17 protein-coding genes are annotated in these 14,789 nt (G+C 61.0%); 12 read left to right on the top strand and 5 right to left on the bottom strand.

Annotation, left to right across the window (positions count from 1 at the left end; genetic code table 11):
* Nucleotides 1-795: 795 nt before the first annotated feature.
* Nucleotides 796-1,626, bottom strand: coding sequence for a recombinase family protein (locus CO670_RS21525; protein WP_097592122.1), 831 nt, complete (start codon nt 1,624-1,626; stop codon nt 796-798).
* 175 nt (nt 1,627-1,801) lie between these two features.
* On the opposite strand from CO670_RS21525, the gene CO670_RS21530 reads away from it, so the two are divergent.
* From CO670_RS21530 to CO670_RS21555, 7 genes are all read left to right on the top strand, one after another.
* Nucleotides 1,802-2,737, top strand: a complete 936-nt coding sequence (locus tag CO670_RS21530; protein WP_097592123.1) for a hypothetical protein — start codon at nt 1,802-1,804, stop codon at nt 2,735-2,737.
* A gap of 198 nt (nt 2,738-2,935) precedes the next feature.
* Nucleotides 2,936-3,637, top strand: coding sequence for a hypothetical protein (locus tag CO670_RS21535; protein WP_097592124.1), 702 nt, complete (start codon nt 2,936-2,938; stop codon nt 3,635-3,637).
* A 9-nt stretch (nt 3,638-3,646) separates the two neighbouring features.
* On the top strand, nt 3,647-3,988 hold the full coding sequence (locus tag CO670_RS32620; protein WP_141502352.1) for a hypothetical protein: 342 nt from the start codon (nt 3,647-3,649) through the stop codon (nt 3,986-3,988).
* Entirely contained in the window at nt 3,921-4,391 is a 471-nt protein-coding gene (locus CO670_RS21540) for a hypothetical protein (RefSeq protein WP_097592125.1), read from the top strand. Before CO670_RS32620 ends, CO670_RS21540 begins: the two co-directional genes overlap by 68 nt.
* A 69-nt stretch (nt 4,392-4,460) precedes the next feature.
* A complete protein-coding gene (locus tag CO670_RS21545; RefSeq protein WP_097592126.1) occupies nt 4,461-4,781 on the top strand; it encodes a hypothetical protein in 321 nt (106 codons plus the stop codon).
* A gap of 190 nt (nt 4,782-4,971) precedes the next feature.
* A complete protein-coding gene (locus CO670_RS21550) occupies nt 4,972-5,343 on the top strand; it encodes a cell surface protein (protein ID WP_097592127.1) in 372 nt (123 codons plus the stop codon).
* Nucleotides 5,344-5,497: 154 nt separating this feature from the next.
* A complete protein-coding gene (locus tag CO670_RS21555) occupies nt 5,498-5,803 on the top strand; it encodes a hypothetical protein (protein WP_097592128.1) in 306 nt (101 codons plus the stop codon).
* A 29-nt stretch (nt 5,804-5,832) separates the two neighbouring features.
* On the opposite strand, the gene CO670_RS21560 is transcribed toward CO670_RS21555, so the two are convergent.
* Nucleotides 5,833-6,804, bottom strand: coding sequence for an oxidoreductase (locus tag CO670_RS21560; protein ID WP_097592129.1), 972 nt, complete (start codon nt 6,802-6,804; stop codon nt 5,833-5,835).
* Between the two features lie 267 nt (nt 6,805-7,071).
* Between CO670_RS21560 and CO670_RS21565 the strand changes: the two genes are divergently transcribed.
* The 3 genes from CO670_RS21565 to CO670_RS21575 all read left to right on the top strand — a co-directional run bounded on the left by CO670_RS21565 (nt 7,072) and on the right by CO670_RS21575 (nt 9,603).
* Nucleotides 7,072-7,743 carry a methyltransferase domain-containing protein gene (locus tag CO670_RS21565; RefSeq protein WP_097592185.1) on the top strand — a complete coding sequence of 224 codons (672 nt, stop codon included), beginning with the start codon at nt 7,072-7,074 and terminating at the stop codon, nt 7,741-7,743.
* A gap of 21 nt (nt 7,744-7,764) precedes the next feature.
* On the top strand, nt 7,765-8,400 hold the full coding sequence (locus CO670_RS21570; RefSeq protein ID WP_097592130.1) for a TetR family transcriptional regulator: 636 nt from the start codon (nt 7,765-7,767) through the stop codon (nt 8,398-8,400).
* Nucleotides 8,401-8,721: 321 nt separating this feature from the next.
* A complete protein-coding gene (locus CO670_RS21575) occupies nt 8,722-9,603 on the top strand; it encodes an aldo/keto reductase (protein WP_097592131.1) in 882 nt (293 codons plus the stop codon).
* 482 nt (nt 9,604-10,085) lie between these two features.
* Here CO670_RS21575 and CO670_RS21580 read toward each other — a convergent pair whose 3' ends face one another.
* The 3 genes from CO670_RS21580 to CO670_RS21590 all read right to left on the bottom strand — a co-directional run bounded on the left by CO670_RS21580 (nt 10,086) and on the right by CO670_RS21590 (nt 12,368).
* Complete coding sequence (locus tag CO670_RS21580) at nt 10,086-10,775, bottom strand: NAD(P)-binding domain-containing protein (protein WP_097592132.1); 690 nt, start codon at nt 10,773-10,775, stop codon at nt 10,086-10,088.
* A 22-nt stretch (nt 10,776-10,797) separates the two neighbouring features.
* Entirely contained in the window at nt 10,798-11,292 is a 495-nt protein-coding gene (locus tag CO670_RS21585) for a DUF4440 domain-containing protein (protein WP_097592133.1), read from the bottom strand.
* Between the two features lie 92 nt (nt 11,293-11,384).
* Nucleotides 11,385-12,368 (bottom strand): quinone oxidoreductase, encoded by a 984-nt coding sequence (locus CO670_RS21590; RefSeq protein ID WP_097592134.1) that lies wholly within the window; start codon nt 12,366-12,368, stop codon nt 11,385-11,387.
* A 139-nt stretch (nt 12,369-12,507) separates the two neighbouring features.
* Here CO670_RS21590 and CO670_RS21595 point away from each other — a divergent pair, with 139 nt between their 5' ends.
* The gene (locus CO670_RS21595) at nt 12,508-13,407 is read left to right on the top strand and encodes a LysR family transcriptional regulator (RefSeq protein ID WP_097592135.1); all 900 of its coding nucleotides are present in this window, start codon (nt 12,508-12,510) and stop codon (nt 13,405-13,407) included.
* Between the two features lie 80 nt (nt 13,408-13,487).
* Nucleotides 13,488-14,765 (top strand): alpha/beta hydrolase, encoded by a 1,278-nt coding sequence (locus CO670_RS21600; protein WP_097592136.1) that lies wholly within the window; start codon nt 13,488-13,490, stop codon nt 14,763-14,765.
* Nucleotides 14,766-14,789: the final 24 nt, after the last annotated feature.

Below are 14,789 nucleotides of genomic sequence, written 5' to 3' on the forward strand. Positions count from 1 at the left end.
CAGAGGTGGGGGCATAGGGTTTGGTCATGGGGTTCGTCCTTTCAGTGACGGTGGGTGTGTGCTCCCAAGGAGGGAGCCGAGAGGGGCTCCGGGGCGACATGCTCCCAGAGGTAGCCCCTATATTGGGGTTCGGCATGATGCTGGTGGGTGACTGAGCAGCCCTAGGACTGATGATATCTCGGAGGTAGGGCTTCAGTGTGGGCTTGGGGTAGCTCGGGGTTGGCTCGATGGGGCCTAGCAGGGATATGGTCCTATACCCTCGCCCTGACCCTCGAAGGTGTCCCCCTTGGGAGTCCATGGGGTAGGCTACTAGGCTGCTCAAGGCGGGACTTAGAGGTAGACCTCACAGGGACTATGGTGAGAAAGGGTCTAATCCCATATAGGTAAACCTAGAGGCTCCCCCTTCTTATAGTCCGTCCTATTTATCCTTTTTGGATATGCAAGCTTTCAGCACAACCAAAAGGATAATCCAAACGGAGGAGCGAATAACTCCCCCGTAAGGACTACTAGTTTGGCTTAGCGAGACTGAGGCCGCGCAAAGAGCCACTTTTCCGCGATTGCTCCCGAGGGCAGAGGTAGGCCTGAAGCTGGCCCCCTTCATATAGTCAGCACTAATTTGCGGACTTGCCTCGGGGACAACTTTGCGCATCCTAAGGGCTGACCCGGAGCTTCCTCTTCATATAGTGGGTGCTAATTATTTCCGGCCAATTCATTCCTGGAATGGGCAGCCTCGCGAAAAATCTTACCGCTAAGACCCCTGTGCAGTTGGCCGCCGGGAGCGGCCCTGATGGCGGCCTACGCGGACGCCAAGCGCTCCCTAAGCCGGATCACACTTTGAGCTGTCCATTGGCCCCCGCGAGGTGATCGGAAGCCCCTGGCGTTCAACTCCCCGGCCAGCCTCCGGGCGGACATTGCTGATGAGGGGTCTATATCGTTTAGGACTTCGCGGAACTCCTCGGCCCGCTCCTGAGCGCCCGCCTTCACAGTCGCCACTGCCGCCCCGTTGCCGATCCCCTTGAGGCACGCCGCGCCATTCGGGTTCCCCAAGCGCAAGGGCCGCGTGGTGCCGTCTTCGAGCCGCCTTACCGGCTCTTGCCCCAGCGCTTCCAGTTGCGCCCGCTCGCGAGCCAAGGCCTCACGCTTGACCCCGAGGGCCGCCTTGGTGCGGGCCTGTATCATCTTCCGCTCATGCTCAGCCACCAACGCCAGAACCCCAATCGTTAGGTCGCACGCATCCGGCATATCCGCAGCAACGAACTTTGCGCCGCTGTCCCGCAGAGCCAGCAAGAAGGCGGCATTGCGGCTGAGGCGGTCGAGCTTGGCGATGATGAGCGTTGCCTTGGCGTGCTTGGCGTGCCTGAGCGCCGCCTGAAGCTGGGGCCGATTGTTCGCCTTGCCGCTCTCGACCTCGACGTATTCACAAAGGTGATCTGCGGGGCCAAGGGAGCCCGCTGAGCGGCTTCGGATGTAGGCGGCGACTGCTTCGCGCTGGGCGTCGAGCCCGAGTCCTGAGGCTCCCTGACGGGCTGTAGAGACGCGGAGATACGAGACGTAACGCGGCTGGCTTTCGGGCTGCCCTTTGGCCGGGGCAATGTTGGCGGGGATTGAAGCTGCTGAGCGTGACATGGCGGGCTAGACCTTCATCGTTGATCTATTCCCAAATAGTGTAACGACTGTTAGGCAGTTTGTGAAGGGGAGGCGACAGATTCGTTTGTCCTGTCAATCGACATATACGTTGATAGACGCCAGCGCTCGAATGTGGCCGAATGTTCCACAATCCAGCGACCGAAAGGCGATTCGAATGGCCGTGTATGAGTTATACTCAAAGAGGCAGCAGCGGCTTAGCGGTGCCGAGCCCGATGTTTATCGATATGACGTTATACCGCAGAAGCTGCGCGTCCAGATCATTCATATCCTCGACAAAGCTTTAGGAAGTAGGGAGGACGCAGATAGCAGTCGTGGCCGAATAGAGCATACATATCGTCTAATCGTATCGACAATACGGCAGGAACTTGGCGTGTTTCGTCTGCCACCAGCAAGCAGAGAAGGGAACCCGTATACGGAATTGCGAGATTTTTTCCTTGGTGCTACAGAGGCTGAGACTTGCCTAGATGTAATTGAGCTTGCGTTCCGAGCTATTGATCGCCTAACCCGCACAATCGATTATTCAAATACCAGGGGCTATAACGAGCGCGCCGATGAAGCGATTGACGACCTCAACATCAGGTTCAAACAGAATGCGGTCGGATATCAATACATCGATGGGGAAATCGTCCGGGTAGACTCGGAGCTGATACACGCTGAGGCCGTGAAGCCCGCCTTGCGCCTCTTGAACACCAAGGAATACGCTGGCCCGCATCAGGAGTTCCTGAGCGCCTATGAGCATTACCGCGAGGGCAAGAACAAGGAGGCCCTGAACGACTGCCTCAAGGCTTTCGAGAGCACCATGAAGGCCATCTGCGACAAGAGGGGCTGGACCTACAAGCCGGGAGACACAGCCAAGGCGTTGATAGATGTCCTATATGCCGAAGGCCTCGTGCCGCCCTTTTGGCAGACCCATTTCGGCGCTTTACGTGCCTTACTGGAAAGCAGCATTCCCACTGGCCGGAACAAGCAGAGCGGACACGGGCAAGGAGCAACTCCCACCGCCGTCCCCGACCATATGGCCGCCTACATGCTGCACATGACGGCCTCGACGCTCGTCTTCCTGACTACTGCGGAGCAGAGCCTACCTTGAGGTAAAAGCTGGGAGGGGTGTGACCTGCTTCAATTGATCGGGTCCCATCGGGGGGCGGCATGGGGGGAATCGCCGGACAACTGGCACGTAGGTGACCTCTCAAATATGTGACCCCCAAATTTTACTAGGAAGGTGCTGCCGTGGCTGGGCTTAGGGGCATCGCAAGAAGCAGCTTGTTGTGAGGGTCTGAGAGGGCAAATGGTCGATCATCTAGAGGTGCTTAAACCCCTGAAGGGGGCGTTCGTGGTCACAGAGGACATGCTCAGAAGGATACACGGACATCTTACTGAGGCGTTCCCCGAGGGCGTCGAGGTTGAATTTGAGTTTGGGAACTCCCGCGCCATCAAATCTCAAGACCTTAACGCGATGCTCGCCGATAGCTCGTTGTCAAACTTTGCGCTTAAACGGATAGTTTTCACGGGGCGCAATGCGGCGAACGACCAGAGCTTTGCTCAGGTGCTGATGGATGCTGACCGAGGCCGCGCCATATACATATCAATAACAGGAACCCGCCAGTTTGTACTCGGGCTCGAAGATAGCTTAACGAGTGAGATCAACTACGGCCGTCTGCCGTACGGATGGCTCAACACAGCCACTTGGCCGCCCGTTAGTGCGAACATTGCGATCAACGTTATCAGCCTGATGATTGCGGTGTCGTACCTTGTCGCCTATAACTGGTTCACCTGGCTAGCTCAGTATGTGTCATTTAAAGTGTTGATTGCGGTGATGTTCTTTTTTCCTCTGGTGGGGTTGATCGGCCCCTACATCGCCCCTTCAGTTGCTTTTAGCGTAGGGCGCGGGGGACAAGATTACCGAAGAAGACGAACAATCATCAGCATCATCTTTGGCGCGATAGGCCTCGGCATCCTCGTGAACATTTTCAGCAGCGCTATCTCTTAGAGCGTGCCTTTGGTCGAGAAGTTTAAACATTGCTCTTTTGGCGATGTGTGGTACACAAGCTTCGAACGGCTCGGGGATATATCAAGGATATTCAGTGCTTTACGGCTGCGTGCGGCGTTTCTCTTCGGGTGCGCCATTTCTCTTCCCAGTCTGATTTCCAAGTTCTCGCGGTATTCCGCGCGCAAGGCTGCTTTTATGACCCGATCGAGCAAGAGCTATGCCGCCGGTTGCGATCTGCTGCTGCAACCTGTACCGTCGCTGCATATTGCTAATTCGATATTGAATGATGATCAGTTTTCTCCGTATCTTCTGCGCCCTGCTGTGGCGCTCGGTTTTGGTTTTGGCGCTTAACGCCGTGATCACCTACTGGCTGTCTCGTCTGGCCAGCTCGCTGCTCGTGCAGACCGACCTCTTGGTGAGGCTTCGACTCTCGCTCTCGTTCCTGCCTGCTGGCATTATCTTCGCGGTGCTGGCCGCGCGGGTTGGAAATGCAGATAGCGTACTGCTCGAGAGACGATCGCCGCTGCCGCTGGCTCGATGGGGGCAGGCTTATCTTTCCCTGGCAGGATGCGCGTTCCTGATCGTGGTCATCAGCTGCATTGCGGCGCTGGTCGCGCAGACCGATTTTTGGCTTGCTCTGCGCACAGTGCTTCCACTCCCCATGTTTCTGCTTTTCTGGGTCGCAGTGTCTGTTTGGCAGGCAAGATCGCTCAGCGTTCACTCAGGGAGCGATGAGCGGTTCCCTGCAGCCTAGTTTCGCGCAACCTTCCTGGTGTATCCGCAGGCCTGATGATCTTTGAGGCGCTTTCGGCCGGAGGAATGCATGGCGGTGAGAATTTTTCGGGTTCTGGGCGTCGCGGCGATGATGGCGGCTCTTGCTGGCTGCATCGATCGCGCCAACGAGCCCGTGCTCCTGGCCATCGGCGTGCCGGTCAATCCGCCCGGCGTCGCGCACAGCATTTGCATGACCGACGGCAATGCCATGTATGGCGAGGCGAAGAGGCAATATGAGCTGCGCGCGCAGCTGACCGGCTATGCTCAGGCTGACGCGCTGGAAGCGGAAACGATCGCGCGCGCCGCCGCCCACAGGCAATATGTGGCCTGCATCTCCGCCCAGGGCTACCGGACATTGTACGCGAATTGAGAATAGAGAATTCGCGTTTCCTTGCCGCACTGCTTGAGCTCCTGCTTCCGATCGCGACTTTTCACGTTTTTGGGCGATGAAATCACGCCGGATCGCCTGCAATCACGAGTTTTGGAAACTGTGCGTGAGCGCGGAACTCCTGATGGCGGGAGGGCATTTTTCCGGGATAAATCCAGAAGGAGGATTTATCATGAAGATGTTCAATCTCGTTCCCTCCACCGTCGCGCTTGGCACGCTTCTCGCTCTTGCGTCGATCCCCCCAGCTCAGGCAGCGCCAGCGCAGACGGCTTGGCCGTCTGGTGTCTCCTATGTGAAAACGGTGCAATTCAAGCCACATGCCGGCACCTGGCACGGCTATCAAGGCTTCCGCACCGAGCACCCCGGCACCCGCCGCCGCTCCGACGGCTACTGGTATCCGCTTGCCGCGTTCGGCGTCGAGGCCGGCACCACGGGCTCCATTATCCGTCAGCCGGTGAACAGGCCGGCGCCTGCGCCAATGTGCAACCCTACGTTTTCGGGATCGATCGGTCCCGGCAGCATGCCCTGCGATAACGGCTATTGAGCCGGCAAATGAAAGAGGCGGCGACGAGCCGCCTTTTTCATCGCCGGAGCGCTGCTCACATGTTTGTGACCTCCCTTGCGGCGCCGTGGAATGTGACAGATCCGCTCCCTAACTCGTCGGCGTAAATTCGCTACATCCTCCCAAGGAGACGACAATGACCACTATCTTCAAGAGCGACCTGGCGGCTGTTGCCTTTGGCGCGATCCTCGGCCTTTCGGCTTTCTCGGCCGGGGCGGCCCCCCTTCAGTCGAGTGCTGTCGAGCAGCCTGCCGTCGAGCGTCCGGCTGCCCGCGCCGAAACCAGGACGCAGCATGACAGAAGCACGACGGGTTCGATCGGCCAGCGCGCTTCGGAAACCAGGGGCTCGTCTATGCCTTACATGATGAACCCGAAGAAGCCGCTGAACATGGATTGCAAGCTCGGCTTCAACCCGACGAGCAGCTCCGGCTGCAACTACTGAGGACGCAGCGGCCTTCGCGAAAGGCGGTCTCAGGACCGCCTTTTTCGCTCGGCCTGGGCTGGAAATTCAAGGTCCAGGCGAACACCAGTCAGCCGTTCCGAAACATCCCACAGCCTGCGCCAGACCGCCCTCTCACACCCGGCCGGAGCGATCTTCGCGAGTTTCGGCGAGCCTTTCATTTCATAAAAGCCGTCCGGACCGTACATGACGCCGCCCTCCGCCTCGGTGGCGGTCGCTGCAAACAATGTCGGAAGCGCGCCTGCCGCCGCCGATTGCAAGGCGACAGGTCCCAAAAGCTCGCTGAGGCGCTGGATGAGGACGGGGCCTTCGCGGCCCATCCGAGGCCCGGTGCTTTGCAGGCCGGTCATCGCAAAACCCGGATGCGCGGCGTTGCTCGTAAGGTTCCAGCCTCGGCGGCGGGCGAGCTCGTCGAGCTCCAGCGCCAGCATCAGCGTCGCGAGCTTCGATTGGCAATAGGCGACCCAGGGCCGATAGCGCCGTTCCGCCTGCAGGTCGTCGAAATTGATCCTGCCGGAGCGATGTGCAAGGCTGCTGACGGTGACGACGCGCGGCGCGGGTGCGGCCAGCAGGATCGGCAGCAGCCGCAGGGTCAGCGCGAAATGCCCGAAATAATTGGCGCCGAGCTGCATCTCGAAGCCGTCTTCCGTGACGTATCGCGTCGGGATCGCCATGACGCCGGCATTGTTGATCAGGAGATCGATCCGCGGCGCGGCGGCGGCGATGCGCTCGGCGCAGTTGGCGACCGAGGCGAGACTTGCGAGATCGAGCGGCTCGAAGCTGATCTCCGCCCTTGAATGCGCGGCGCGGATCTCGGCCAGCGCCGCCGCACCCTTTTCGACATTGCGCGAGGCGATGATGACGCGGGCGCCGGCTCCGGCCAGCGCCTTGGCTGTCTCATAGCCGATGCCGCTGGTGGCGCCGGTGATCACGGCGGTACGGCCGGATTGGTCCGGTATCTGATCGGTGGTCCAACTGCTCATTTGCGTTTTCCCTATTTCGAACCTGCCCGTGGGTGTTCCGGTCGACGCCGTGCAGGGCCGCTCGGTCATTCGCCGCCTCCAAGGCACGCCGAAGAAATATTGCGTCAAGTGCAAAAATGCAATAGATATAAAAATACATCGATTGCTTCCCGGGCGAAGTCGTGGGAAAGGTGAGCGCGAAGGGATTGTGGCGTTTGCCTTGGAATTGCCATGCTCGCCGCGATGGTCGCATTCATAGTCAATCGAATTTCAGACAGGTGGGATATCATGATCGCAAAAACTGCATGCTCCGATTTCCTGCATTTTTTCCGCTCCTGGATCAGCAATCCTCTTCGCGTCGCCGCCATCGCGCCGTCGGGCGATTCTCTTGCCAGGATCATGACGAGTGAAATTGCCGCACTGGATGGGCCGATCATCGAACTCGGCCCCGGCACAGGCGTTTTCACCCGCGCGCTTCTGGGGCGCGGCGTGAGCGAAGCCGATCTGACGCTGATCGAGTACGGCCCGGAATTCATCGCGGCGCTGCAGGCTCGTTTTCCGGAAGCGCGTGTCCTGCAGATGGACGCGGCCCATCTCGCCCAGGCCGATATCTTCGAGGGCGAACCGGTCGGCGCTGTGATCAGCGGCCTGCCGCTGCTCTCCATGTCGCCGCGCAAGATCGCGTCGATCCTTGCCGGCGCCTTCACCTATATGCGGCCGGGCGGAGCCGTCTATCAGTTTACCTATGGCCCGCGCTGCCCGGTGCCGCGGCCGATCCTCGATCGCCTCGGCCTGAAGGCGGTGCGCATCGGCGGCACGGTGCGGAATCTGCCGCCGGCCTCCGTCTACAGAATTTCGCGCCGCAAACCGCTGGAACTCTCGCGCGAGCGCTTCAGATATCGTAGCAGCGAAGCCGAGATCGAGGATATCGCCGCCTTTTCCGACCAGACGGGCGGCTGAACAGAATGATGCCGGGCAGGAATGGCTGAGAGCAAGCGGACGCAATCGACGGAAGGCAGGCGGGAACGCAAACGGCGGCAGACGCGCGAGCGCATCGAGCAGGCTGCGATGACCCTCTTTCTGGAGCGCGGCTTCGAAGCGACGACGATCGAGGACATTACCGAGGCGGCCGATGTCTCCAAGCGCAGCTTCTTCGATTATTTCCCATCCAAGGAAGAGGTCGTTTTCGCCTGGCAGGATTCCTTCGCCGATCGCCTGATGGCCGCGGTCGCGGCAAGGCCGGCGGAAGAGCCCTCCGTCAAGGCGGTGGAGGCTGCGATCATGGCAACCGTTGTCGCTTCCGCCGACGAGAGCGGCATGGCGCTGCATGAGCTCATTCAACGCACGCCGGCCCTGAAGGCCCGCGACCAGCTGAAATACGCCAAGCTCGAGCAGAAGCTCGCCGAGGCGCTGCTTCGGCGCAAGGGAAACGATCCGGCTGAGGGTCCCCGCATGCGTGTCCTTGCGGCGATCGTCATCGGCGCGATGCGCGTCGGCGGCGAGCTCTGGCAGCAGCGCCCGCCGGGAGCCTCTCTGCAGGATTTCGCTAAGGAGACTTTCGCCGAACTCTGGAAGACGCTGGCGGAATTCGGCGACGAGGTGAAGAGCAGGCGTTGACCGAAGCCGCCGGAATATCCGCATGATCTTGCGCGGTGCAGCCGGCCCAAGGCGAGGGCGTTATCGGTTTCCGCCGCGCCGGCGCTCCTGAGGTTTCGCCTCGCAGGCAATTTTCAGACCCGTCACTGTTATAGGGCTTGGCGCCTTCCTATATGCTCAGGCGTCGCAGCGGCCACATCTCTCATTCTCACCTCGATCGGCGGGTCATCGCCATGCCGGGCTTCGCCATCGATCAAGCGAAATTTCGAATTCGAAAAGCATTTCCCGCTTCCGACGGTTCTACCGATTTTGAATGATTTTTTGACCAGGAGAGGAACGACCATGTCCAGTCATAATGCAGCCAAGTCAGGCACCTTCAAGATCGGCGGCGATATCGAGATCAATCGTCTCGGTTTCGGCGCCATGCGCGTCACCGGCAAAGGTATCTGGGGCAAGCCGGAGGATCACGACGAGTCCATCCGCACGCTGAAGCGTCTGCCGGATCTCGGCGTCAACTTCATCGATACGGCCGATTCCTACGGGCCGGATGTTTCGGAGTGGCTGATCAAGGAGGCGCTGCATCCCTATGGCGGCAAATCCATCATCGCCACCAAGGGCGGCCTCACCCGCCACGGCCCCGATATCTGGCTGCCGGTCGGCCGGCCCGAATATCTGATCCAGCAGGCGCATAAGAGCCTGCGCAATCTGGGGCTCGAGCAAATCGACCTCTGGCAGCTCCACCGCATCGACCCGAAGGTTCCGGCCAAGGAGCAGTTCGATGCGATCAAATCGCTGCTCGATGCCGGTCTCATCCGCCATGCGGGTCTGAGCGAAGTCTCCGTCGCCGATATCGAGGCCGCCTCGAAGCACTTCAAGGTCGCAACCGTCCAGAACCGCTACAATCTCGTCGACCGCACCAGCGAGGACGTGCTCGACTACTGCGCCAAGCACAATATCGGTTTCATCCCCTGGTATCCGCTGGCCGCCGGCGATCTCGCCAAGCCGGGCTCGCTGCTCGATACGATCGCCAGGAAGTACGGCGCCGCGCCGAGCCAGATCGCGCTCGCCTGGGTGCTGAAGCGCAGCCCGGTGATGCTGCCGATCCCCGGGACCTCCAAGGTCAAGCATCTCGAGGAAAACGTCGCGGCCGTCGACATCACGCTTTCCGACGAGGAATTTTCGGCGCTGGACGCCGAAGGCAAAAAGCTCTTCAAGGCCGCGTAACGACCAAGGCGGAAATCCAAATGGCCGCGCCACGGGCGCGGCCGTCACGCCGATGCATTTATCGGCATTTTTTTTGACCAATCGATCAAATATGCCGCAAAATGAGGCGTCATCTGCTGTTTCGCCCCTAAGCATTGCGTGTAATGCATTGCTGCATTGCGGTAATTTCGCTATTCCCGATCAAATGAATGGGGTACTTATATCTCCGTAAGCAGCGCACTCCTCCTCCCAGCGCTCTTACATCGGACTGACAACACTCCTCCTCCCAGTTGTCAGTCAGGATCAAGAGCCTGGCGCACCTCCTCCCGCGCCAGGCTCTTTTCTTTTTCACCGTCGAAATGAATCCATTGCACCCTGCTTGCGAGCGTCATCCTGGCGTAGTCGGAACCGTCACCTGGCCTTCTCGAAAGCTGGAAGGCCATACGACGGGCGCGATGTCTTCCGCCCCGCCGAACGATTGAACGGGAGGGTCCGTTGGATCCTCAAGCCCGGACGACCGCAATGTTGAAGTCGAAACTGCCGCCGAGGGCGCCGACCAGCGCGAAGTAGAACTGGGCGTACATCTCGGTGGCGCGCGCCGCCTTGATGCCGCCAAGGTCGATGATGACATCGGCCGGCCAGCCGAAATCGCGCAGGATGCCCTTGGCCGTTTCCTTGGCCTCGGCATCGTCGCCGGCGACGAAGATGTTGTGCTTGCCCGGCACCCGCGCCGGGTCGATCATCACCTGCGTGAACACGGTGTTCAGGGTCTTGACGACATGGGCATCGGGAAAGGCGCGCTGAATCCGTTCGCCGAGGCTGTCGGTGTTGGCGTAGAGCAGCTTCGGCGGCAGCCCCTCGGAGAGATCAAGCGGCATCGCGAGATCGAGGAGAACCTTGCCGGCGAGGTTTGCCGCGCCGACAGCTTCCAACGCTTGCAGCGAGATTTCGCCCAAAGTGGCGTTGACGATGATCTCGCCATGCATGCCGGCCTCGGCAAACGGCGCCAGGCGCACGGCGGGATGGGTTTCCTGCCATACGGCGAATGGCGGATTGCCCAAAAAATCCGGCTCGGTCCGCGCAAGTGTCTGTCCGGGGTCCCGCGTCCCGATGACGACGTCGTGACCAAGTTCAAGCAGCCGGCCCGCGAGCGCGCGGCCGACCATTCCGGTTCCGATAACGGCGATTTTCATCTCGAACTCCCGATGGGGCTGATCACTGTGCGGCAGCCGCCGGCGTGCTGTTGAAAATGTCGGCGATGACCCTCCATTCACCGTCGATCTTGCGCCAGACGATCACATATTTGCCGACGTCGGTGATCGGTCCCTGGGGAAGCGTCGCGGTGAAGCTGTATGTGCCGCGATCATGGGCGAGATCTGCTGACGAGGAGACGAGCAACTGTTCGGATTGGAGACTGAAATTGAGATCCGGCAACGTGAACTGACGAGCCCAGCGCGCGCCGATCGCTTCGCGTCCGACGACGGCCGGCTCGTTCTGCGGCATCAGGACGGCGTCGTCGGCATAGATTTGCTCGATGGCGGCCGCGTCCTTGGCTGCGATGAGTTCCTGCCATCGTGTCTTGATCTTCCGGATGGCTTGCTCGTCAGCTGTCGTGGTGGATTCGGCGGCAATAGAGGTTTGCGCGGAGCCGATTGCCGAAAGCGCCGGCGCGAGGGCGAGGGTCGCCGCAAAAATAAGTCGTCTAACCATCAAGTTCTCCGCTGGTTCTATCGTGTATTGGATCTGCCACGGCGTGGGGGCGGCGCATCGATTGGGCGGCGATGTTCGGTTTCGGCCGCCGCTCAAGGCGCGAGGTAGAGCTTGCCCTGCGCACGCCGGTTCTCGATGTCGCGGTGTGCATCGGATGCTTGGGAGAGCGGGTACGCTGTCGCGCCATCCAGCCGAAGCCAGCCAGCCTGAACGGCGGCAATGACCTGCGAGGCGCGGCGTTGCAGCTCTTGGCGGTCGGCGACGTAGCTGAACACCGAACCGCCCGCCAGGCGCAGCGCTTTCACGGTGAGCTGGGACGGATGAATGGGCGGAATCGGCCCCGACGCGGCGCCGATCGAAACCACGGTGCCGCCCCGGCCCAGCGTCGCGATGGTCTTCACCAGAGTTTTCTCGCCCAATCCATCGAAGGCGAGATCGACACCCTTGCCGCCGGTCAGCGCCACGATCTCGTCGACGAAGTCATATTCAGAGCCATAAACAACGACGGCATCGGCGCCGAGGCTGCGAACAGCCGCCGCCTTCTGTTCGCTCGACACGGTGCCGACGACCCAGGCGCCCAGATGTTTGAACCATTGGACCAGAAGTTGGCCAAGCCCGCCGGCCGCCGCGTGAACCAAGACGCGGTCGCCCGGCTCGACTTTGCGATATTCGTGGACGAGATATTGCGCGGTGAGCGGCTGAAAGAGGAGGCCCTGGCTGACCGAGAAACTTTCCGGAAGAAGGATCGCTCGATCCAGAGGCACCACTGCCTGGCTTGCATAGGACCCGCGGACATTTATCCATGCGACGCGCGCGCCGATCGAAAGGCCCCGAGGTGCGTCCTGCAGTCCTGCGCCCAATGCCCGCACGCGTCCCACGCCCTCAAGGCCGGGCACGAACGGCAGCTCGACCATGTGTACTCCAGACGTCCCGCCGCGTTGGGTGACATCCAGAAAATTGATGCCGGCGGCCTCGACGTCGACGAGCGCTTCCCCAGGGCCTGGGCTCGGATCCTGGGCCGCCTCGACGGCCAACTGCTCGGGACCGCCGAATTCGTGGAGCACGATACGCTGCATCTCTTCTTCCTATGCCTGATGGATGGGCCGGTAACTGGGAGCTTCTCCGCCGTCCGTTGTGCCGGGAAGGAATGTAGGCCAAAAGGATTTCGCTGATTAGCGCCGTTATGCTACATGAACCTGTGAGGAAAATTCAAAAATGGCTTCCCCGCATAATGAGATCGCAGCGTTTCTGGCCGTTGCCCGCGAGCGCAGCTTCACCAAGGCCGCTGCCAAGCTCGGCATCACGCCATCAGCGCTCAGTCACGCCGTCCGTGGTCTCGAAGAGCGTTTGGGCATTCGCTTGTTGGCCCGCACGACCCGCAATGTGGCGGCTACGGAAGCCGGCCTCCACTTGGCTCAGTCGGTCGGGCCGCTGTTCGATCAGATCGATATTCAGCTTTCCAGTCTCGGAGATTTGCGCGATCGTCCGGCGGGAAAGATCCGCGTCACCTGCAACGATTATGTGATCGAAACTATTTTCAGGCCGAAGCTGCGGGAGTTTCTCCCGCTCTATCCTGACATAGAGGTCGAGTTCGTCATCGATTACGGCTACACCGACATCGTCGAACACGGGATGGATGTCGGCGTGCGTCTGGGCGAGGCGGTCAGCAAGGATATGATCGCCATGCGGATCGGTCCCGATTTCAGATTTGTCGTCGTCGGCGCGCCCGCCTATCTCGCGGTGCGGCCGGCACCTCGGACGCCCCAGGATCTGACCGATCTCCCCTGCATCAATCTGCGGTCGGTGACAGCCGGTTCATTCTTCCCATGGGAATTCGAAAAGGCCGGCCAGGCCATCAATGTCCGCGTCGGCGGCCAGTTGGCCTTCAACAGCGTCGTGCCGATTGTCAGCGCCGCTGTCGACGGCTTGGGTCTTGCCTATCTGCCCGAAGATCTCGCCGCCCCCCATATCGCCGAAGGCCGCCTTGCCCTCGTGCTGGAGGAATGGTGCCCTGTCATACAGGGCTATCACCTCTATTACCCGAACCGTCACCAGGCGTCGCGCGCCTTCGGTCTGTTCGTGGAAGCGGTCCGATACCGGGGCAGTCGCGGCTGAGCGGTTTGACTCGACGGGCGCCGTCGGACTATTTGAACGGGCGCCGCCTGTGCGGTGCGCGCACCGGTTGGAGTTTGATCATGATCGGCAAATGGCGCGTCTCCCATGCAGCCATGGCAGGCCTTCTGGCGGCAACGCTGGCGCTCGCCGGCTGCGGCGGCAGGCCGGTCGGTGTCATGCAGGCGGCCGGCACGGTGCCGCCGGGCACGTCGAAGGTCGATCTGCTCGTGGCGACGACGCGTGCGGCGGACGACAACCCCGCCGTGCTCTTTTCCGGCGAACGCGGCACCGGGCTTGCCGTCAATGCCGTCGATGTCTCCATCCCGCCGGATGCCAACCGCAAGGTCGGCCAGGTGCAATGGCCAAAACGCCTGCCGGCCGACCCCTTACGCGATTTCGTCACAGTGTCCGTCGATCCGCTGGAAGGCGAGCGGGCGGGCGAGACCTGGCTGAAGACGCATATGCCGAAAAGCCGGCGCGTGCTGGTCTTCGTACACGGCTTCAACAATCGCTATGAGGATGCCGTCTACCGCTTCGCCCAGATCGTCCATGATTCCCATGCCGACGTCGCCCCCGTCGTCTTTACCTGGCCTTCGCGCGCCAGCATCTTCGACTACAATTACGACAAGGAAAGCACCAATTACTCGCGCGACGCGCTGGAGGAACTGCTGACCCGCACCGCCGCCAATCCCGCCGTCGGCGACATCACCGTCATGGCCCATTCGATGGGCACGTGGCTAACAGTCGAGGCGCTCCGGCAGATGGCGATCCGCAACGGTCACGTCGCCGGCAAGATCAACAATGTCATCCTCGCCTCGCCGGATCTCGATGTCGACGTCTTCGGCCGCCAGTTCGCAAGCCTCGGCAAGGAACGGCCGCACTTCACCATCTTCGTCTCGCAGGACGATCGGGCGCTGGCGCTATCGCGCCGCATCTCCGGCAATATCGATCGCCTCGGCCAGATCGACCCTTCGGCCGAGCCCTATCGCAGCAAGCTGGAAGCGGCCGGCATCACCGTGCTCGACCTCACCAAGCTCAAGGGCGGCGACCGGCTGAACCACGGTAAGTTCGCCGAAAGCCCCGAAGTGGTGAAGCTGATCGGCGACCGGCTGATCGCCGGCCAGACCATCACCGATTCCAATGTCGGCCTCGGCGAGGCCGTCGGCGCCGTGGCGATGGGCGCTGCGCAGACCGCCGGAAGCGCGGTCAGCGTCGCCGTCAGCACGCCGATCGCCATCTTCGATCCGCGCACCCGGCGCAACTACGATGCCCAACTCAAACGTCTCGGCCAATCGATGAACAATACCGTCGGTTCGGTCGGCGACAGCGTCGGCGCCGGCCTGCCTGAAAGCCAGTAAAAATCCCACAGAGCAATTCCAGCA

It is taken from the genome of Rhizobium sp. J15, from assembly GCF_002531825.1.
Lineage (GTDB): Bacteria > Pseudomonadota > Alphaproteobacteria > Rhizobiales > Rhizobiaceae > Rhizobium.